21 protein-coding genes are annotated in these 18,797 nt (G+C 32.3%); 7 read left to right on the top strand and 14 right to left on the bottom strand.

Going from position 1 to position 18,797, the window contains the following annotated elements:
• Nucleotides 1-156: 156 nt before the first annotated feature.
• The 3 genes from KA900_RS00875 to KA900_RS00865 are packed head-to-tail and all read left to right on the top strand — an operon-like array spanning nucleotide 157 to nucleotide 1,898.
• On the top strand, nucleotides 157-858 hold the full coding sequence (locus KA900_RS00875; protein ID WP_103373337.1) for a hypothetical protein: 702 nt from the start codon (nucleotides 157-159) through the stop codon (nucleotides 856-858).
• Between the two features lie 5 nt (nucleotides 859-863).
• The gene (locus KA900_RS00870; RefSeq protein ID WP_096810751.1) at nucleotides 864-1,328 is read left to right on the top strand and encodes a YaiI/YqxD family protein; all 465 of its coding nucleotides are present in this window, start codon (nucleotides 864-866) and stop codon (nucleotides 1,326-1,328) included.
• A gap of 3 nt (nucleotides 1,329-1,331) precedes the next feature.
• A complete protein-coding gene (locus KA900_RS00865) occupies nucleotides 1,332-1,898 on the top strand; it encodes an LOG family protein (RefSeq protein WP_096810752.1) in 567 nt (188 codons plus the stop codon).
• Nucleotides 1,899-2,002: 104 nt separating this feature from the next.
• On the opposite strand, the gene KA900_RS00860 is transcribed toward KA900_RS00865, so the two are convergent.
• Nucleotides 2,003-2,623, bottom strand: coding sequence for a LysE/ArgO family amino acid transporter (locus tag KA900_RS00860; protein ID WP_119488127.1), 621 nt, complete (start codon nucleotides 2,621-2,623; stop codon nucleotides 2,003-2,005).
• A gap of 320 nt (nucleotides 2,624-2,943) precedes the next feature.
• On the opposite strand from KA900_RS00860, the gene KA900_RS00855 reads away from it, so the two are divergent.
• A complete protein-coding gene (locus KA900_RS00855) occupies nucleotides 2,944-4,374 on the top strand; it encodes an aminotransferase-like domain-containing protein (protein WP_107644260.1) in 1,431 nt (476 codons plus the stop codon).
• 73 nt (nucleotides 4,375-4,447) lie between these two features.
• Here KA900_RS00855 and KA900_RS00850 read toward each other — a convergent pair whose 3' ends face one another.
• From KA900_RS00850 to KA900_RS00835, 4 genes are all read right to left on the bottom strand, one after another.
• On the bottom strand, nucleotides 4,448-5,017 hold the full coding sequence (locus KA900_RS00850) for a GNAT family N-acetyltransferase (protein ID WP_096810755.1): 570 nt from the start codon (nucleotides 5,015-5,017) through the stop codon (nucleotides 4,448-4,450).
• 94 nt (nucleotides 5,018-5,111) lie between these two features.
• Nucleotides 5,112-5,408 carry a hypothetical protein gene (locus KA900_RS00845; protein ID WP_096810756.1) on the bottom strand — a complete coding sequence of 99 codons (297 nt, stop codon included), beginning with the start codon at nucleotides 5,406-5,408 and terminating at the stop codon, nucleotides 5,112-5,114.
• 245 nt (nucleotides 5,409-5,653) lie between these two features.
• Nucleotides 5,654-5,866 carry an SA0632 family lipoprotein gene (locus tag KA900_RS00840; protein WP_096810757.1) on the bottom strand — a complete coding sequence of 71 codons (213 nt, stop codon included), beginning with the start codon at nucleotides 5,864-5,866 and terminating at the stop codon, nucleotides 5,654-5,656.
• A gap of 42 nt (nucleotides 5,867-5,908) precedes the next feature.
• Nucleotides 5,909-6,379 (bottom strand): GNAT family N-acetyltransferase, encoded by a 471-nt coding sequence (locus KA900_RS00835; RefSeq protein ID WP_096810758.1) that lies wholly within the window; start codon nucleotides 6,377-6,379, stop codon nucleotides 5,909-5,911.
• A 97-nt stretch (nucleotides 6,380-6,476) separates the two neighbouring features.
• On the opposite strand from KA900_RS00835, the gene KA900_RS00830 reads away from it, so the two are divergent.
• Nucleotides 6,477-7,160 (top strand): DUF1129 family protein, encoded by a 684-nt coding sequence (locus KA900_RS00830; protein ID WP_115342529.1) that lies wholly within the window; start codon nucleotides 6,477-6,479, stop codon nucleotides 7,158-7,160.
• A gap of 139 nt (nucleotides 7,161-7,299) precedes the next feature.
• Here KA900_RS00830 and KA900_RS00825 read toward each other — a convergent pair whose 3' ends face one another.
• The 5 genes from KA900_RS00825 to KA900_RS00805 all read right to left on the bottom strand — a co-directional run bounded on the left by KA900_RS00825 (nucleotide 7,300) and on the right by KA900_RS00805 (nucleotide 12,271).
• The gene (locus KA900_RS00825; protein ID WP_096810759.1) at nucleotides 7,300-8,463 is read right to left on the bottom strand and encodes an MFS transporter; all 1,164 of its coding nucleotides are present in this window, start codon (nucleotides 8,461-8,463) and stop codon (nucleotides 7,300-7,302) included.
• A 265-nt stretch (nucleotides 8,464-8,728) separates the two neighbouring features.
• A complete protein-coding gene (locus tag KA900_RS00820; protein ID WP_096810760.1) occupies nucleotides 8,729-9,217 on the bottom strand; it encodes a DUF456 domain-containing protein in 489 nt (162 codons plus the stop codon).
• A gap of 6 nt (nucleotides 9,218-9,223) precedes the next feature.
• Nucleotides 9,224-10,432: a sugar efflux transporter gene (locus KA900_RS00815; RefSeq protein WP_096823929.1), complete on the bottom strand. Its 1,209-nt coding sequence runs from the start codon at nucleotides 10,430-10,432 to the stop codon at nucleotides 9,224-9,226.
• Between the two features lie 88 nt (nucleotides 10,433-10,520).
• A complete protein-coding gene (locus KA900_RS00810; RefSeq protein WP_096810762.1) occupies nucleotides 10,521-11,375 on the bottom strand; it encodes a LysR family transcriptional regulator in 855 nt (284 codons plus the stop codon).
• A 176-nt stretch (nucleotides 11,376-11,551) separates the two neighbouring features.
• Entirely contained in the window at nucleotides 11,552-12,271 is a 720-nt protein-coding gene (locus KA900_RS00805) for a ribonuclease FAU-1 family protein (RefSeq protein ID WP_119488124.1), read from the bottom strand.
• Between the two features lie 209 nt (nucleotides 12,272-12,480).
• Here KA900_RS00805 and KA900_RS00800 point away from each other — a divergent pair, with 209 nt between their 5' ends.
• Nucleotides 12,481-13,593, top strand: coding sequence for a 5-methyltetrahydropteroyltriglutamate--homocysteine S-methyltransferase (locus KA900_RS00800; protein WP_103373332.1), 1,113 nt, complete (start codon nucleotides 12,481-12,483; stop codon nucleotides 13,591-13,593).
• 70 nt (nucleotides 13,594-13,663) lie between these two features.
• Here KA900_RS00800 and KA900_RS00795 read toward each other — a convergent pair whose 3' ends face one another.
• From KA900_RS00795 to KA900_RS00785, 3 genes are all read right to left on the bottom strand, one after another.
• Complete coding sequence (locus tag KA900_RS00795) at nucleotides 13,664-14,167, bottom strand: cupin domain-containing protein (RefSeq protein ID WP_096810765.1); 504 nt, start codon at nucleotides 14,165-14,167, stop codon at nucleotides 13,664-13,666.
• A 1-nt stretch (nucleotide 14,168) separates the two neighbouring features.
• Nucleotides 14,169-14,885, bottom strand: a complete 717-nt coding sequence (locus KA900_RS00790; protein ID WP_103373331.1) for a YebC/PmpR family DNA-binding transcriptional regulator — start codon at nucleotides 14,883-14,885, stop codon at nucleotides 14,169-14,171.
• 691 nt (nucleotides 14,886-15,576) lie between these two features.
• Nucleotides 15,577-16,239, bottom strand: coding sequence for a Bax inhibitor-1/YccA family protein (locus KA900_RS00785; protein ID WP_096810767.1), 663 nt, complete (start codon nucleotides 16,237-16,239; stop codon nucleotides 15,577-15,579).
• A gap of 453 nt (nucleotides 16,240-16,692) precedes the next feature.
• Here KA900_RS00785 and KA900_RS00780 point away from each other — a divergent pair, with 453 nt between their 5' ends.
• Nucleotides 16,693-17,502 carry a CHAP domain-containing protein gene (locus KA900_RS00780; protein WP_096810768.1) on the top strand — a complete coding sequence of 270 codons (810 nt, stop codon included), beginning with the start codon at nucleotides 16,693-16,695 and terminating at the stop codon, nucleotides 17,500-17,502.
• A gap of 274 nt (nucleotides 17,503-17,776) precedes the next feature.
• On the opposite strand, the gene KA900_RS00775 is transcribed toward KA900_RS00780, so the two are convergent.
• Nucleotides 17,777-18,784, bottom strand: a complete 1,008-nt coding sequence (locus KA900_RS00775; RefSeq protein WP_096810769.1) for an inorganic phosphate transporter — start codon at nucleotides 18,782-18,784, stop codon at nucleotides 17,777-17,779.
• Nucleotides 18,785-18,797: the final 13 nt, after the last annotated feature.

Raw genomic sequence — 18,797 nt, 5'->3', positions numbered from 1 at the left:
AAACTATTGAAATTCACCAAAAATTTCAATAGTTTTTTTAATATTTCCCTTTAATAATCCAAGCAATAAATCCTTGAAAGACCGTATATTTACCGTTTATTTTCATGTATCATAGGGTAATAAATAGATAGTATAAAATTATTGGAGGCAACGAGTATGGACAAAAAGCAATTAATCAGAACAATCATCACAGTAGCACCTGTGTTTTTAGTACCGTTAATCGTTGAACGTAAACGTATTAAGGATCACCCTGATGTTAAAAAAGCAAGTGATGCAACTGCTAAAGCTTCAAAAACAGTAGCAAACAAATCTGTTCAAATTAAAGATACAGTGGTAGACAAATCTGCTAATGCTAAAGATTACGTAATTGATAAAAAACACAATATTGAACAAAAACGTGAATTAAAACGTATTGCTAAAGAACATGATCCTGCCTATATTGAGAAAAAAGGCGAAAAACTTGAAAAAGAAAACCGCAAAGAAGCAGATAAAATGAATAAGACGCTTCAAAAAAATATAGATAAACGTCATAAAGAAGAAGATAAATCACGTCAAGAAAACGAAAAACAACGCATCCATTCAATGAAAAAATCTAACAAACATATGGAAAAAGTTGGCATGACACCAGGAAAACTTGACGAAGAAACTGAGAAAAAAGGCGAAAAATTAGAAAAAGAAAATCGCAAAGAAGCAGACAAAATGAATAAAAAGCTCCAAAAAAATATAGACAAACGTCATAAAGAAGAAGACAAAGCTCGTGAAAAAAATAAAAAAGCGCGTTTAGCTGAATTCAAAAAATATAAAGATTATGTTGCTAAAAGTATTGTTAAACAGAACGATGAAGAAAAAGGTAAATAAACATTATGGCTCAAATCATAATTGACGGAGATGCTTGTCCTGTTACCAATTCAGTAATTGAATTGACTAAAGGGACAAGCATCTTTGTTACCGTCGTTCGTAGCTTTAGTCACTTTTCTACCACTATACAACCTGACCATGTCAATATTATTTACGTTGATGATGGACCAGATGCTGTCGATTATAAGATTGTTAAGCTGGTCCAACCAAATGATATTGTAATTACACAAGATTATGGTCTTGCAAGTTTATTACTAAATAAAGCCAAATTAGTAATGCATCATAAAGGTTTTATTTATAATCAACATAATATCAATACATTACTTGAACAACGACATGCGAGTGCACAATTTCGAAAAAGTGGCGGTCGTACTAAAGGACCGTCTGCTTTCACATCAGAAGATGTCGCTTTATTTGAACAAAGATTTTTGTCTATTATAAATGAATCATCATTATTTACGGAGGAATGACATATGAAAAAAATTGCTGTTTATTGCGGTGCAAGCAAAGGTAAAGATGCTTCTTATATGAAAGAAGCATATCATTTAGGTCGTTATATGGCTGAGAATGGTTATGAACTCATATTTGGCGCAGGTTCAGTGGGAATCATGGGTGCTATTCAAGACGGTGTATTAGACTATGGCGGTTCAGCCATTGGTGTCATGCCGAATATGTTAAATGAACGTGAAATCACCAGTACAAGATTAAGTGAACTTATTTTAGTTGATTCTATGCATGAAAGAAAAAATAAAATGGCTGAATTAGCAGATGCATTTGTTATGGCACCAGGTGGCGCAGGGTCTTTAGAAGAGTTTTTTGAAATGTATAGTTGGGCACAAATAGGTATTCATCAAAAACCGATTGCTGTATTTAATATCAATGGTTTTTTCGAACCTTTACAATCGTTAATTAATCATATGATTCAAGAAGGCTTTATAGACGAAAAATACAAAACACTTGCCCCACTTTGTGACAGCCCGAAAGAATTGTTTGACTCCATTCATAACTATAAACCATTAGGTGTTAGAACATATGATTAAAAGTATAAAAATATGAATAAATCATAAATAGCACAAGATTCAAGATAATAGAGCGGGGTGACGAATTCTTTAAAATGTAGTCCTTCCCCGCTCTCTTTTTATAATTATCTAAATAATATATTCAACAATTGTTTTAATATGAGACATGCAACAATGATGATAATAATGGCTGAAATTTTATTTAATACTATGATGTATTTACCTGTTCTATCAACATGCCCTACAAATTTACCTGCAATTGCCAAAAATATAAACCAAATCCATGAAATAGTTACCGTTGCCACAGTAAACAACACTTTATCCGAACCTTCATATAACGCAGCATTGGTGCCAATAACGCCAATCGTATCCATTATCGCATGTGGATTTAATAATGATACAGATATTGCGAACCCTATTTGTTTTCGGGCTGTCATAGAGTAATAATGTTCAAGTGTTTGTGGCTGTTCTTTCCACAATGACCAAGCCATATAAATAAGAAATACAAAACCTATGCAATAAATGATAATTTGTAATACCGGTAAAGATAATAATATAACGGAGACGCCTAAAACAGCTAACACAATTAAAAATGTATCACATAGCCTCGCAGTTATAATGACTGGCATTGCCTTGATTAATCTTTTATGATTTGCTCCTTGATTAAATACAAATACATTTTGCGCACCTAAAGGTAAAATCAAACCAAAGGCTAAAATCAAACCATGAATTAATGGTTGAATCATCCTATCTTCCTTTCTCTTTGTAATAACACAACTTTCCAATATAAAATCATACCATCATCTTCAAAACACATTATTTAACCAACCAATTTATTTACATCTTTAAATCATATGTTGATATAATCTGTTCTCCCTTAACTCATGCTTAATGTTAGTATATTGCCTATAAGAAGTTATTTGTATACTACAAATTAGAATTAAATATTTGAGGTATATCTTCTAATCTATTCCTCTATATTAAGTATGATACAATAATTTCAAATTGATTTTATCAACCAGCTACAAACTAAAAAACCCACCAATCATTCAAAGGAGAAGTTTTAATGTTCATGCCAAAATACAAGCGAATTATTGATGATATATTATTAAAAATACATGACGGCGATTTAGAAGTAGGGATGAAACTCCCCTCTCAAAGAAATTTAGCTAATCACTACGGCGTCAATCGTTCAACTGTTATTCAATCATTAGAAATATTGCAAAGTTATGGTGTTTTAGAAAGTAAAGAACGTGATGGTTTATATGTGTCGAATAGTAAATGGAATACTTACATTAATCACAATATGAATTGGCATGAATATATTCACAATAGCAGCTCAAAGAACAATCAATACTTTATACAAAGAATCAATGAATTAGAGTTTGATGAAAGTTTATTACGTTTAAGTACAGGAGAACTTAGTCCAGATTTAATTCCAAACGAAAAATTTCGAAATATCTTTTCCAAGAATCTGACAACGCCTCTCAATACAAATTATGAACACCCTTTAGGGAATTTAAATTTAAGAAGCGCTATTGTAGATTACGTAAAAAAAAGAGGTATTCAATGCAGTGAGGATAATATTTGTGTTATTTCTGGAGCATTGCAAGGGTTAAAACTTATTGCTGATGGACTGCTAATACCGCATTCAAAGATTATTATAGAAACGCCTTCATATATAAATTCAGTGCACACGTGGCATAATATTCGAGCAGACCTTAAATTTCTACCAATTTCTAAGATTAAACAACAAATTAATAATATTTTTAATGTTAACACTCAAAATCAAAATAATATCTTCTATTGTATACCAACTTTACATAACCCTACGCAAAATTCATATACACAGGCAGAAAAGTATAAGCTAATTCAACAATGTAAACAGGCACATATACCAATTGTCGAAGATGATGTATATGGTGATTTGTGGTTTGAGCATCAACGCCCTCAACCTTTAAAATCTTTAGAAGATAGCGATAATATATTATACATCAGTAGTCTATCTAAAACAGTTAGCCCGGGCCTAAGAGTAGGATGGATTATAGGCAAGCCATCTGTTGTGATGCATTTAGCAGATTTAAAAATGCAAAATGATTATGGCGCAAGCTCATTATCACAATTTGTCGCTACTGAATGGTTAAAAAACCCTGCATACCATGAGCAACATTTAACACATCTAAATCGAGCGCTTTCAATACGACGTGATAAATTTTTAGACGCTTTAAATAAACATTTTCAAGCACTTGGTACCTGGACTGTCCCCCAAGGATCTTATTATATTTGGTTCAAATTAAATGTACCGTTGAACATGAAATTACTGTTTGATTCAGCTATTCGTCACCATATTTTAATCAACCCTGGTGAAATATACGATAAAAACGCGCGAGATTATATTCGTTTTTCTTATTCTTATATAAATATTGAAGACATTGATTTTGCATTAGGCACCTTGAGTAAACTAATCAAAAACCAAATTTGTAATAAAACAAATTAAATATCTAACAAAATTTGCATAATAATTAAAAAGAGGGTTAACTGATTATAACCACCAATCAGTTAACCCTTTTTTAAAGGTCTTGTTCTTTATTTTGCTTTTTTGTTAAATCTTTAAAATATCTCACGTGCCTTTTAAGTGGATGATATTTACTTAGTTCTGGGTATTCAAAATAGTCATATCGTTCCATACCTATTTTTTCCATTACTTTACGCGAAGCAGCATTGCTTTCAGAAGTAAATGCATAAACTTCGTTAATGCCCTGTTGTTTGGCGTATGTTAGCACTGATTCTGCACCTTCAGTAGCCAAACCATTTCCCCATACTTCAGGTATCAAACGCCAACCAATTTCATAAAATGGTAATTCATCAAATGAATATTTACTTTCTTTAGGTACATAATTCAATCCGATAAAACCTAACCATCCATTTGTTTCTTTTAATTCAACAGCAAAAAGTCCAATACCATAATTTTTTATGATTTCATTCATTTTTTTCATATCATGTTCTGAACGTCTATAACTCAATAAACTTGGGAAATATCTACGCACTTGGTGGTTCGCATTCATCTGTTGAAACGGGAGTAAATCCTCCGCCTGCCAATCCCGTAATCTTAAACGCTCAGTTTCTATATAAACGGTCATATGTTACACCTCTAAACTGAAAAATAAATTTCTATAGAAAAGTAACGCGTTATGATTATCCTCATATCGCGCTACTACATGTATCAAGCGTTGCTTATGCTCTTGAAATATAACTAATTAACTCAACGTTCACAGCCACTTCTTTTAAACGACCACGTTCGCTTTTTGGCGCAGTGAATGTTGCGTCTATAAAATCATTTCTATGATTTAATTTGTAAGTAGCAACAAACGTATCAGTATCCGACTCAAAGTTAGGTAAATGTGCTATAACACGTTTAATCTCACCAGTTGAGTCTTTAATTTCTCTGCCTGTTATATGCTCAATTTCTCTACCTAATTCTGGTAGTGTAATAGAACGACCTTCCAATAAAATAAAATCTTTTTCATGCATTGTTATTCCCTCTCTCCTTATGAAAAATGCTTCTTTATAAACTTCGAATCATAAAGTCAAAATCAATAAATTAAAAATTGTCCCATTCATTAATCAGACTTTTAATTTTAAATGTACTTTTACAATTTTATTTATGCTCATTATGTTAATGATACCCATTATAACAATTAGTAAAACGATAATACAATCATTTCCTGGGAAATACAGTATTATTATTTTATAAACTGATTTAATTTAATTACAAATTATGTTTCAGCACTGATGTCTTTTTCTAAATTTTTAGATTTATCTTGAAGTTTGTCTTTTTCTTTTTCCAAATCTTTTTTCTGTTTTTCCAAATCTTTATTTTGTTTTTCTAATTTATCAATATCTTTCTCTAGCGATGCTTTTTCGTCATTTTGCCCGCACGCTGTAAATAATACAGTTGATGCAAGTATGAGTGCTAAACACTTTTTCATGTAAGAACTCCTTTTTAATGTCTTAATATTAATATAATTTTATCATTTTTCACTTTTATCTTCATTATTTATTGTTAATCTTTTACTCATTATCACCTTTTTTATATGATAACCTTGTTCTATATTGAGCCCTTGCATGATGCTATTATCGTTTGCTACTGTACTTTCAATCTCAACTGCACCTTTAGCATAAGCCCATAATTCAATCTCTTTTTTTAATGATTGGGCTATACCTTGATGACGATACGGTTTAGCAACATAAAGTATTTCTACAACGACTTTTTCTTGTTGTTTCAAATATCTGGCACAAATAAATGCAATTAATTGTGAATGCTCCCTTTCAATTAATACAATATCCGTTTCAGCTTTTAATCCACGTTCAATCATTTCTTTACGTAAAGCAACAGTGATCGTTGTCTTTTTATAATTTTCATATTGTTGCTCGAGTTCTTGTTCATGAATTTCAGCAATTTCACTTAGATATCGTTGTTCTGATAATTTTAATTGTTCCATAATGCCTCCTTTAAATCTGTTATTGATTTATATTACTATATTAGTCATAATTAGCTTTATCAATCTATTTCATATTAAGAAGGAATGTGAAGTGACAATGAAATCTACTGATAAATTAATGCGTGAAAATAATGTGAAAGCATTACGTTTAAATAATACTGATCGTGATACATTTGAAAATTATATGACATACGTAAGAGCCGATTTAAGTGTAAATCCACATGACTCTGAAAAAATGTTAAATCGTGTATTAAACCAATTGCTAGAAGCTGAAAAAGATGGTGCGCTAGCAATGGAATTTTTTGATCATGACCCTAAAACCCATGCTAAGAAAGAACTTAGACGTTTACCTAATGAAACAATAAGAAATATTTTCAAATATATTATAAGACATATTATGCTTTTTGTTGGTATCTTTTGTTTCCTTAAAGGTTTTGCAGGTTTTTTTATTGGTGCTAAACGGTTATATCTATATACCTTTCCAATCACATTATTTGTCGGTATTGCGATTATCTTTTTCTTTATTTGGATGTTGTTCAAAACTGTTCAAATACGTTGTTTTAGCACTTCACATTGGGCATGGTTTTTAACTTATCTAGTTCTTTTGCTATCTGTATGCGGGATATTTTACGTATTTTTCATACCCCAAACTTTTTTGGCCATAGGTCCTTATATACTCATTAATAATTGGACATTTATCATTATTTCGTTCATTTTCATTCCAACTTCACTTTATATCGATCATCACTTCACTAATAAAGATACGAATGCTTGTTTATAATCTAAATATTATAAACAAGCTATCATAAATTACCATATAACAAAAACACCCCCTTCAAAGTTCTCACTTTTTAAGTGTCTACATTGAAGGGAGTGTTTAACATTAAATAATGCATGCACAATTTTTATAAATGTTTTAATTAAGACATTGTCATGCTTTCTTTCTTTTCTACTGCAACATTTATAAATAAGAATATAAGGCCTATAGCCGTTAAAATTGGCGCAACTAAGCTTAGTGATGCGACTGGTAAATTCGTTACTACGACGCCTCCAATAAATGCACCTAATGCGTTACCTAAATTAAATGCTGATTGATTGAGTGTGCTGGCAAGTGTCGGCGCGTCTTGAGAAATTAATGTACTCTTATATTGAAGTGAAGGACTCATACTGAAACCTATGAGGCCAAAGAAGAAAATACCTGCTACCATCAACAATCCATTCATTTGGACAAAGTATAGTAAGATGAAATATAAGATAAACACACTAAATATAATTTTTAGTGCTTTATTCAAATTCCAATCCGCAAGTTTCCCACCTACAATATTACCTAATGTGACGCCCACACCGAATATAATCAATAGATAAGAAATTAAGTTTTCTTGTACATGTGAAACATCAATTAATACAGTTGATATATAAGTAAAGTATGCAAATACACTACTAAATCCAAAAAGTGTAACTGCTAAAGTGAGCCACAAACGTTTTTCTTTTAATATTTTCAATTCATTTAAAACAGAGGATTTCACAGTTTCTTTTTGCATTGGCACAAATATAATAATACCAATTAATGCTAATGCACCTATGATAGAAATAATAATAAATGTCATTGGCCAACCGAAGTTTTGCCCTATTAATGTTCCAAATGGCACACCTAATATGTTACTCATACTTAACCCCATAAACATTAATGCCATCGCACTAGCGCGTTTTTCAGGCTTAACCATGCTTGCGGCTAATATTGAGCCTATACCAAAGAATGAACCATGAGCTAATGAAGTGATAATTCTACTTGTCATCATAAAACCATAACTTGGACTGAATGACGCTGCAAAATTACCGATAATAAATATGGTCATTAACGCTAATAATAAGTACTTTCTGTTCCATTTAATGGTTAACATCACAATGATAGGACCACCAATTGCAACGCCTAAAGCATAACCAGTGATCAGCTGCCCTGCTTGGCTAACACTAACGTCAAAGTCTCGAGCGATATTAGGCAACAACCCCATTATTACAAACTCTGTCATACCGATTGCAAAAGCACCGATTGCAAGCATCCATATGGCAATTGGATATTTCATTTAAGACACCCTTCCTATTTCCGTTTTTTACACATGTTTGTGATTATACTAAAGTAACCACAGCGAAAACAAGCGTATTGCTTAAAATTTTTCCAATACATTATATTAATGCGCTTACATAAATTACCTTTTTTATTTATTGCTATATAGCCACCTCTGAAGCTTCAAAAAAGCAATACAAAATAAAAAAACTAGTAATTATTTAAAAATCAAACCATAAACTTTATACATGTTTATGATTGAATATAACTACTAGCTTTTGGGTTTAATTGATTAATAAAGCATCGATAAAAAACCATATAACCATAATAACCATAATGATTGCTTGCGCAATAGAACTTGCTAAAAACGCTATAACTGAACCAAAACTTGCTTTTAACGCTTTCGACAAATTCGGCTCTTGTATTAACTCTACCGCTAATACGGCCACAAACGGAATAATAATTATTCCAAAAGGTGGAAAGACAAAACACCCTATTACCACACCGATTAATGCTGCATATTCACTTAATTTAGAACCGCCAAATTTGTTTACAAAATACTTATTCATAACAAAGTCCGCTATAATAATAAATACTGTAAACAAAATCATCGATACATAAAATACCCAAGATAAGTTTTGATTATCAAAACCAAATTGATAAATCAAAAAACCTATCCATAATATAAGTACTGAAGGAATAATCGGTTTAATAAGCCCGATGAACGCCAAAACAAATGACGCTATAATGAATAACCATAAAATAAATGTCATCAAAACCTACTCCAAACTTTCTTCCGTAAATTTTTGTTCTTTTGTGAAGTATATTAATATCATACCTAAAAAGATAGAACACGCAGAAACAAAAAACACATTGCCTAAACCTACCCAATGGCTCATAATTCCCCCTAAAAGGTTACCACATAGTTGTCCTATTACCATTGCATTCGCAAACAGCGTAGATGCGTAACCTGGGAAATCAGGTAAAATATCTTGGAAGTAACTAATACCTAAACCTAACAAAATAGCTAGGAAAATAGCTAGAAATACTTGTCCTACAATCATCATTACAATACTGTTAAACACACCAATACTAAAGTAGAACAACCCTCCAAATAGTCCACCTAGTAGGAGTAAAGTTCGTGTAGTAAGTTTAGCTGATAAAATGCCTAATATGACCATAAATGGTACTTCTAAACCTGCACAAATACTTGCTAAAACGCCCACGCGGCTCTCTGGTTCTTTTAAATAATTGGTAACATACAATGGCATATTCAAGGTATACATCCATTGACCAATATGCAATAAAATGAAAGCTAAAAACGGTACAAATAGTACTTTATCACGTAACATATTCGGTGCAGCCGCTTCTACATGCGTACTGTCAGCAACTGGACGCTTCGTTTTAATGTCTTTAAAGAAAAATACTTGTAATAAAAGTGTAATTAAAATGATTGTTATCGTTCCGCTAAATAATCCTGCATATCCTTTAAACTCTAGTAACAATGCCCCAATTAGTGGACCAAATAAGAAGCCAAATGAAAACATCGAACGTAAAACCGCATTGGCAAATTTAGCTCTATCTTTTGAAGTAGAAGTATTTATGGATTCTCTTGCCGATGCATACATTTGAGGCATAGCCGGAGCAAAACATCCTTGAAAGATGGCATACATTGCTATAAATATCCATATCTCATGAATATAAAAATAAATTGAAAAACTGATTGCTCCCATAAAAAGTGCAGTAATGATAATGACTTTCCTGTTGATACTATGTGTATCAGAAAAACGCGCTACAATTGTATTCATAGTAAATTGACTAATTGCGGCTAACGCTAACAATAAACCGTACTGAGTAGATGTCATACCTAAATCATTTGTAGCGAATAAAACAAGATATGGCACTGTAATAGCAATCCCCATACCTAACAACATCATATTAACTACAAATAATTTATAATTTTTTATATGTAATAGTTCTCTAAACATTTAGCAGCCTCTATTCCTATTAATTTCAATTAGCTTCTGGCTAAGTTAAATTTATAATCGAATAATGATAAGCACTTTCCATGTACGATTACTCTACATATTCCATCATTAAATTAATAAATGAATCTACTTGGGGCAACTGTAACATGCTCGGGTCATAACTCAAATAAGTCGAACGAATTAATGGTTTATCATCGATGTCTACACGTTGAAATTCGAACTGTTCCCGATCTAAGTGTTTCATCATAATCTCAGGTAAAATCGTAACGCCAACACCATTTAATAACATTTCTTTACATGTTGCAACTTGGTCAACTGTAATCATCGCATGGTAATCTTGTCCTATTTGATTACCGTACCATTCTTTAATTTGATTAATGTATATCGGGTCAGCTTGAAACTCGATAAATGGCATTTTCTCAACTTCATCGTTTCGATTTTTAGGATGTATGAAAAAATGTTCGTCATTAAATAAATGTGTATTACTCAAATTCATCATTTTATTACCACGTATAATCATTACATGGTAATCTCTATGGTTTGCTTTAATCTGCTCGCTTGAACCTACTTGAACTTGGATTTCTACATTTGGAAATTGTCGTGTATATAAATTCAAAACAACTGGTAACAATGTTTGGCCAATTAAAGATGAACAACCAATCGAAATCGTACCGTTTACTTCACCGATATGTGCTTGCATTTTATCTAAAAACAACCGTTCTCTGTTTAACATATCACGTGCATGTTCAATTATCATCATGCCTTCTGTTGTAGTTATCAGCTGTTTTTTAGTACGTATAAATACATCTACACCAAATGCATTTTCTATCGCTTTCAACCGCTGTGTTACTGCCGGTTGCGAAATATATAAAATTTCCGCTGCTTTTCTAAGCGTTTTTGTCTCATCTAATGTAGTTAACAAGCGATAATCGTCAATCTTCATAATTATCCCCCTATTTTTGGCAAATACTTCAATATTTTTATTTCCTTTTGTGGCGACTTTCCGGTTACGCTTCAACAATCTATTTAAATGCGATTTTTTCAAAACTTGCAGTGTTTACTATAACATGGTTATACCATAACTCATATAGCTAATTTCTATATCTCATAACCTAAAAATCATCGTGAAGTATAAGTGTTTTTGGAGTCTATATTGTTATTGGCTTTATTTTTATTTTGGCTAGTATCACAATGATGGTTATTATCATTTCCAGACTTCTTATACTGCGTATCTTTATGTGTGAAATCTTTACGTTTTTTGCTTTTAGCTTTATTTTTATACACAGACGATTGCTTTTGGTTTTTAGCTTTTTGCTTTATTTTATGATAACAATACATCATTTTATCTTGCATCGTTGTAAAGTCTGTATCAATTTTAATCATCAATTGATGGGCTATAATATACGCTTCATGGTATTGCTTGTTTGTTATTTGCCCTTGATTTAATGCACGTATCAAGTCATCTTCATCAACAAGTTCGTATTCACCATTAGGCAAAACTAATACATCTAGACATAAATCAATAGTCCGTGCATTGCCCTTTTGTGTAACATTTTTTATATTTATATCGAAGTAATACTCTAATGGATTGCCCTTGTCGTCTAACATCACCGTGATACTATAACGTTTTTTTTCAGGTAATATTTGTAACCACTGATAATTATCATCAGCGACAATAATATTTTGTCCTACAACCGAGACTTCTAGCGGTTCCCGTACTTTTTTCATAGTTACTAACCCAATAATACCTTTGAATTTGTTATTATTCACTTTGACTTCGGTATATTCTCGGTCAACGATGCGACGCCAGTGACGTTTATCAATATATTTTACTTTCACTGCCACCATCTCCTTGTCATTATTATATAAAACTGAATCCTACATGTCATCTTATGTTTGTTGCATTTAGTTTTAAAATTGGTATCGAAAAGATAATTATTTTTATTGTACTATATTTCATAGTGTAAAAGCGAAATTGACAATCATTGATAATTTTGTTAAATTTTATACATATTTTTCAGAAAATTCTTTAAAAGGGAGATAGTATTATGCCAACGACTCAAAGACCATTTAGAGCAGATCATGTAGGAAGTTTATTGCGCCCGCAACGTTTAAAAGACGCGCGTAAAGATTTCCAGAACAATGCCATTGACGCACAGACATTAAAAAGTATTGAAGATGAAGAAATTGAACGCATCATAGAAAAACAGCTAGAAATTGGATTACATAGTATTACTGATGGCGAATTTCGCAGAAGTTGGTGGCATTTCGATTTCTTAGAAAATTTAGACGGTGTAGAAGGCTATACATCTGACCGCGGATTATCATTTGAAGGTGTTGAAACTCGTAATCACAATGTCAAAGTAGTTGATAAAGTGAAATTCAACCCAAACCATCCTCATTTTGAGCACTTTAAATTTTTATTCGATAAAGTGAATGGTCGAGCAACAGCTAAAGTTTCTATTCCAAGCCCAAATCAGTTGTTCCATCCTAATATTTTAAATGAAGCTATCTATCCAGACATCAATGACTTTGCACGTGACGTATCAAAAGCTTATCATGATAGTTTACTTAAATTTTATGAATTAGGCGCGCGTTATATCCAACTAGACGATGTCTATTGGGCAAATCTAACGTCTGGAACACAAAATACACGTGGTAGAGACAGAAGTGAAGAAGAAAAAGAAATTGCACGTCAACTTGCTTATAAAGTCGTTAATGATGCAGTAGAAGGATTGCCGGAAGACCTATTAATTACAACACATATTTGTCGTGGTAATTATCAATCTACTTGGGCAATCTCAGGAGGGTACGAACCAATTGCACCTTATTTATTTAAAGAACAATTAGACGGTTTTTTCTTGGAATATGATGATAACCGATCAGGTGATTTTGAACCTTTAAGATTCTTCCCTAAATCGCGTTCCTATGCAGTATTAGGATTATTCACTTCAAAAACAGGTGAGTTAGAAGATAAAAGTACTATTTTAAAACGGGTGAAAGAAGCACAGAACTATATAGATTTAGATCAAATCTGCTTAAGCCCACAATGTGGCTTTGCCTCTACAGAAGAAGGAAATAAATTAACTGAAGACGCCCAATGGAAAAAATTAGCATATATTGTTGAAATAGCAAATGAAATTTTTGGCACTTCAAAATAACTTAAACTAAAAGAGCGTATGACTTTTTCACATCAAAACGATTGTGAGAGTCATACGCTCTTTCAAGTATTTAACGTTTTATATCTTTTTGTGATAAAGCATAACGATTGTTAATTGTTTTTAAATTTGGATAAGTTTTATTCAACCATTCTTTACTGTATAATTCAAAATGATTAAATTCAAATGCAGGATGGCACATACATCCCACGAGCGCATAACCAGAACCACCTTCAATAGACGAAGCAAAAATCGTCCCCTTTGGGACTACAAATTGTAAAACATCGCCATTCTCAATATGAGGCCCTACCGTGACTTGTTGATAATTACCTTCTGGATGTATCATATGCACAGTAAGCGAATCGCCTGCATGATAATACCAAATTTCATCAGCATCTATACGATGAAAATGTGAAATATTATCATGTGTTAAAAGAAAGTAAATACTTGAGTAAGCTGGTCTTAAACTTTCCTCATTCCATACTTCTTTAATCACTTCTTTATAATATCCACCTTCTGGGTGCGGGTGTAATTGTAATTGATTAAGCCATTGTTCTACAGCGTTATTTTTGTTCATATTATTTCAAATCCACGTTATGGAATACGTTTTGAACATCCTCTAGATCTTCTAGCGCATCTACTAATTGTTCAAATGTTTCTTGATCTTCTGGTGATAATTCAATATCTGTCTGTGGTAACATTTCAAACTCAGCTACTTTAAATGTTTCAACACCTGTTTCACGTAAAGCGTCTTGTACTTGAGCAAATTGATCTGGTTCAGCGTATACAATGGTTAGACCGTCTTCATCAAAAACATCTTTAACATCGATATCTTGTTCCATCAAACCTTCTAAAATATCGTCAGCTGGTTTACCCTCAATGCCAAATACCGCAGTATGTTCAAACATATAAGCAACAGAGCCAGAAACACCCATGTTACCGCCATTCTTACCAAACGCAGCGCGGACATCTGAAGCTGTTCTATTAACATTTTCTGTAAGTGCGTCAACGATTAACATTGAACCATTAGGACCAAAACCTTCATATCTCAGTTCATCGTAATTTTCTTCCCCGCCACCTTTGGCCTTTTCGATTGCTCTATCGATAATATGATTTGGCACGGAGTACGTTTTTGCTCTTTCCAATGTTAAGCGTAATGCTTGATTAGATGTAGGATCTGGTTCCCCAGATTTAGCTGCTACGTAAATCTCTTTACCAAATTTAGCATATATTCTACTAGTATTTTTATCTTTCTGGGCTTTTTTCTCTTTAATGTTATTCCATTTACGTCCCATGATTTCATCTCACTTTCTAAATAAATACCTTTATCAATATGATATATTATACAATATTTTCATTATATTACATAGATTAAGCGATGTTTTTTTTGAATTAACACTTAAACAGACTATATTTATTAATAAAATAGAGTCTTGTATCATTATACTTTCGATAACGGTATGATTGGTTCAAAGCCAAAACACTTGTTTGTTAAGAAAAAGCAAGATAGAAATTCAATTTTTAAATTGGATTACTATCTCGTCCTTACTATAAATATTTTAATCCTAAACATCGTATATATAACTTTAGAATTAAGATAGTTAATTTTTTGTCGTTTATACAAACATATGACATTTAATATATTTTTTAAAGTTTCAATATAAGTATGCATTCAATTTTTATTATATTTAACAAAGCAGATCGTTTTAAATAGTGAATTGTCAGGCCATACATAGATAAAAATGATTTTAAAAATCCAACACAATCAAAATTAGACTACTAACTTCTCTTAGAACATAAGAAATCAGCAGCCTACCTTATCTTTGTCTAAACCTATTTTAGTTATTCAATCTAAACCATTTCTTATAAACCTTAAAAACACTTTTTAAGCGCCGCTTCTTTAAAGGTTTAGCGCTTGCATGTCTTATTTCTAAATTAGTAACACTTATATATGAGGCTTAGCTTATATCATTTCATGCAATATTACTATTTTCTAAATTTATTTGCTAATCTTAGTACGTATTTTATAATGTGTAATAAATTAATGAATAAATTAAAGCCCATTTCACGCGGCGAATATTGCCCTCGTTTCATACGGTTGAAATCATATAATGTATATAATAGAAATAGTAACAAACCAACTATGGTAATGATCGTATGAAAAATTGGATTATTTACAAACATACCAATAATGCCCGCAACAATTAATGCGACTAATGTTACAAATAAGTATTTACCCATACTCGATGCATTACCCACAAAAAAGTAACCTATAATGCCAAACGCAATAAATGCTCCTATAGCTAACAACACATTTTTATAGAATACTTCTGTCCCTAAATTTTGCAGATAAGCTGTAAATGTCGCATACGACAGCAAACCAACAACAATAGCATATATGTGAGAAATGACTAGCCCATATTTACGCGCACGATTAGTTAAAACTGTAAACAATACTAATACTAGCAGTACAATAGAGAGCGGTTTTCTCCATTCCATAGGTAAAAATTGTCCAAAATAACAACCGATACCAAATATAATCCAATAATAAACAAAGAACAGCCATACTTTGCCATAAGCACGTGCTTTAGATTTATCTTGTTTTGGTTTATGTTGCTTGTGGTTTACGTGTTGTGCTGAGTCAGCCAATGCATTCACTCCTTAGATGTTTTTATGTTTTACACGTTGATTATTTTACTCATTCAGACAGCATAATTAACGCATATCAGCTTTAATAAATTTCACTTCTTATTTAAATGTGTTATTATCATTTTCACTAATCCACCAAAAATCAAACATTTCTGATATATTTTTTTGGACATTTTATAATTTAATTGAAATGACTGTCTTTTCAAATGTTACAAAGTAATAAAATTCGAAATCATTTTTTTATAATTAAAGTCTCCTCAATTCCCTAACAAAGGTATTTAGTGGTTTTTATAATCTATTTTTTTAAATGTTAATAATATTACATCTCTATAACAATAAACACAAGCCTCTTATTTTTTGTTAATATGTAACGTGAATCCAGTTAAAGAAAAGATTAAACTCATATATTTAATTTAAACAAAGTTATGTATATAGGTGTGAGGAGGAGTTCTTTTGAAAAAGTTTGCATTTGCAGTAACCGCTGCTTCGGGTGCAGCAGCAGTGATTGCTAACCATGAAGCTGAAGCGTCAACGCAACATACAGTACAATCAGGTGATTCACTTTGGTCAATCTCAGAACAATATGGTGTTTCCGTAGATGAGATTAAACAAAACAATAATCTCGATAACAATATGGTATTTCCGGGACAGGTTATCGAAATTGGTGGAAGTGATCAAGATTCAAGTTCAAACAATTCTTCACAAACATCAGGCGGTTCAACACATACAGTTCAATCTGGTGAATCACTTAATGTAATTGCTAGCAATTACGGCGTGTCAGTAGATGAATTAATGTCAGCTAATAATTTAAATGGTTATTTAATCCATCCTGGACAGTCGCTTACAATCCCAAATGGAACAGGTACTGGTGGTTCTGGTGGTTCTGGTAACGGAGCAACACAAACACCAAATACTGGTAGTTCATCAGCTAGTGACGCTAACTTATATGATTGGGGACAATGTACTTGGCACGTATTTAATCGTAGAGCAGAAACTGGCAAACCAATTAGCACATATTGGTGGAACGCTGATCATTGGGCAAGCAATGCAGCGGCAGATGGCTATACAGTAAATAATACACCAACTGCCGGTTCTATTATGCAAAATTACGAAGGCCCAATTGGTCATGTCGCGTATGTAGAGCAAGTAAATCCTGATGGCAGCATCTTAATTTCAGAAATGAATTATAATACGCCGCCAGGTACAGTGGATTACCGTACAATTCCTGCTTCACAAGCTTCAAGCTATAACTATATTCACTAAAATATAGTTAAAATTTAGAAAATGAATAATGAAAGTAAACCACTAAATCTTATATAAAGTATTTAGTGGTTTTTATTTTTCATCTTGACTGTAAAAAATGAAAACAAACCATTTTCTTTTCATTTTTTACAAAGGGTTTTATTGTCTACGCTCGTAAAAACGTTTAAAAAGGAGACAATCCTGCTTATATACTAATCGAGGCCGAGACGTTATTGATGTCCCGACCTCGATTCAAATTTAAGATTAATAATATAAACATAACCTTTTAAATGTTTTATAAGAAAATATCAATAGCATAGTAAATAATTGCTGCTACTAACGCAGAAATTGGTAATGTAATTACCCAAGTTACAATCATGCGTTGTGCTGTATTCCACTTAACACCTTTGATACGATTAGATGAACCGACACCTAGAATAGATGAAGATACAACATGCGTAGTTGATAACGGGAAGTGTAATGATGAAGCAACAAATATTGTTAATGCAGACGATAAATCTGCAGCTGCGCCATTCGCTGGACGTATTTTCATGATATTTCCCCCAACAGTTTTGATGATTTTCCAACCACCAACAGCTGTACCTAAGCCCATTGCAGTAGCACAGGCTATTTTTACCCATAATTGTGGTTCGGTACTTGTCCCTGTTTGGATATTTGCTACTATTAGGGCCAAAGTAATAATCCCCATTGATTTTTGTGCATCGTTTGTACCGTGTGAAAATGATTGTAGCGATGCAGTGAAAATTTGGAAAAATCTAAAGTTACGATTCGTTTTGGTAAGATTAGCATTTTTGAATACCACTTTTACAATTGAATACATAATAAAACCAACACAAAAAGCAATAATCGGCGATAAAAGTAATACAACAATAATTTTTGTAAAACCTTGATAGTGCAGTACAGCAAACGAGCCTTGTGAAGCAATTGCTGCACCGGCGATTGATCCGATTAAAGCATGGGAAGATGAGCTAGGTATACCAAAGAACCAAGTCACTAAATTCCATATAATTGCTGCCAAAATTGCAGCTAAAACAACGATAAGCCCATTTTCTAATTTAAATGGGTCTACAATGTCTTTTGTTATCGTACTTGCAACTCCAGTAAATGTTAACGCACCAATAAAGTTCATAACAGACGCTAAAATAATTGCAGTTCTAGGAGTTAAGGCACGTGTTGAAACAGCAGTAGCGACGGCATTGGCTGTATCATGGAAACCATTGATAAAGTCAAATATCAAAGAAAAAATAACGATAGCTACTGTGATAATCAAAATATATTCCATAAGTTAGGACTCC

The organism is Staphylococcus sp. GDY8P120P (genome assembly GCF_017892065.1).
Taxonomy (GTDB): Bacteria; Bacillota; Bacilli; order Staphylococcales; family Staphylococcaceae; genus Staphylococcus; species Staphylococcus nepalensis.
This window is presented reverse-complemented; position numbering and strand designations above follow the sequence as displayed.

Coding starts and splice junctions, on each gene's coding strand:
- KA900_RS00875 (WP_103373337.1), top strand. CDS start 157: ATGGACAAAAAGCAATTAATCAGAACAATCATCACAGTAGCACCTGTG.
- KA900_RS00870 (WP_096810751.1), top strand. CDS start 864: ATGGCTCAAATCATAATTGACGGAGATGCTTGTCCTGTTACCAATTCA.
- KA900_RS00865 (WP_096810752.1), top strand. CDS start 1,332: ATGAAAAAAATTGCTGTTTATTGCGGTGCAAGCAAAGGTAAAGATGCT.
- KA900_RS00860 (WP_119488127.1), bottom strand. CDS start 2,623: ATGATTCAACCATTAATTCATGGTTTGATTTTAGCCTTTGGTTTGATT.
- KA900_RS00855 (WP_107644260.1), top strand. CDS start 2,944: ATGTTCATGCCAAAATACAAGCGAATTATTGATGATATATTATTAAAA.
- KA900_RS00850 (WP_096810755.1), bottom strand. CDS start 5,017: ATGACCGTTTATATAGAAACTGAGCGTTTAAGATTACGGGATTGGCAG.
- KA900_RS00845 (WP_096810756.1), bottom strand. CDS start 5,408: ATGCATGAAAAAGATTTTATTTTATTGGAAGGTCGTTCTATTACACTA.
- KA900_RS00840 (WP_096810757.1), bottom strand. CDS start 5,866: ATGAAAAAGTGTTTAGCACTCATACTTGCATCAACTGTATTATTTACA.
- KA900_RS00835 (WP_096810758.1), bottom strand. CDS start 6,379: ATGGAACAATTAAAATTATCAGAACAACGATATCTAAGTGAAATTGCT.
- KA900_RS00830 (WP_115342529.1), top strand. CDS start 6,477: ATGAAATCTACTGATAAATTAATGCGTGAAAATAATGTGAAAGCATTA.
- KA900_RS00825 (WP_096810759.1), bottom strand. CDS start 8,463: ATGAAATATCCAATTGCCATATGGATGCTTGCAATCGGTGCTTTTGCA.
- KA900_RS00820 (WP_096810760.1), bottom strand. CDS start 9,217: ATGACATTTATTTTATGGTTATTCATTATAGCGTCATTTGTTTTGGCG.
- KA900_RS00815 (WP_096823929.1), bottom strand. CDS start 10,432: ATGTTTAGAGAACTATTACATATAAAAAATTATAAATTATTTGTAGTT.
- KA900_RS00810 (WP_096810762.1), bottom strand. CDS start 11,375: ATGAAGATTGACGATTATCGCTTGTTAACTACATTAGATGAGACAAAA.
- KA900_RS00800 (WP_103373332.1), top strand. CDS start 12,481: ATGCCAACGACTCAAAGACCATTTAGAGCAGATCATGTAGGAAGTTTA.
- KA900_RS00795 (WP_096810765.1), bottom strand. CDS start 14,167: ATGAACAAAAATAACGCTGTAGAACAATGGCTTAATCAATTACAATTA.
- KA900_RS00790 (WP_103373331.1), bottom strand. CDS start 14,885: ATGGGACGTAAATGGAATAACATTAAAGAGAAAAAAGCCCAGAAAGAT.
- KA900_RS00775 (WP_096810769.1), bottom strand. CDS start 18,784: ATGGAATATATTTTGATTATCACAGTAGCTATCGTTATTTTTTCTTTG.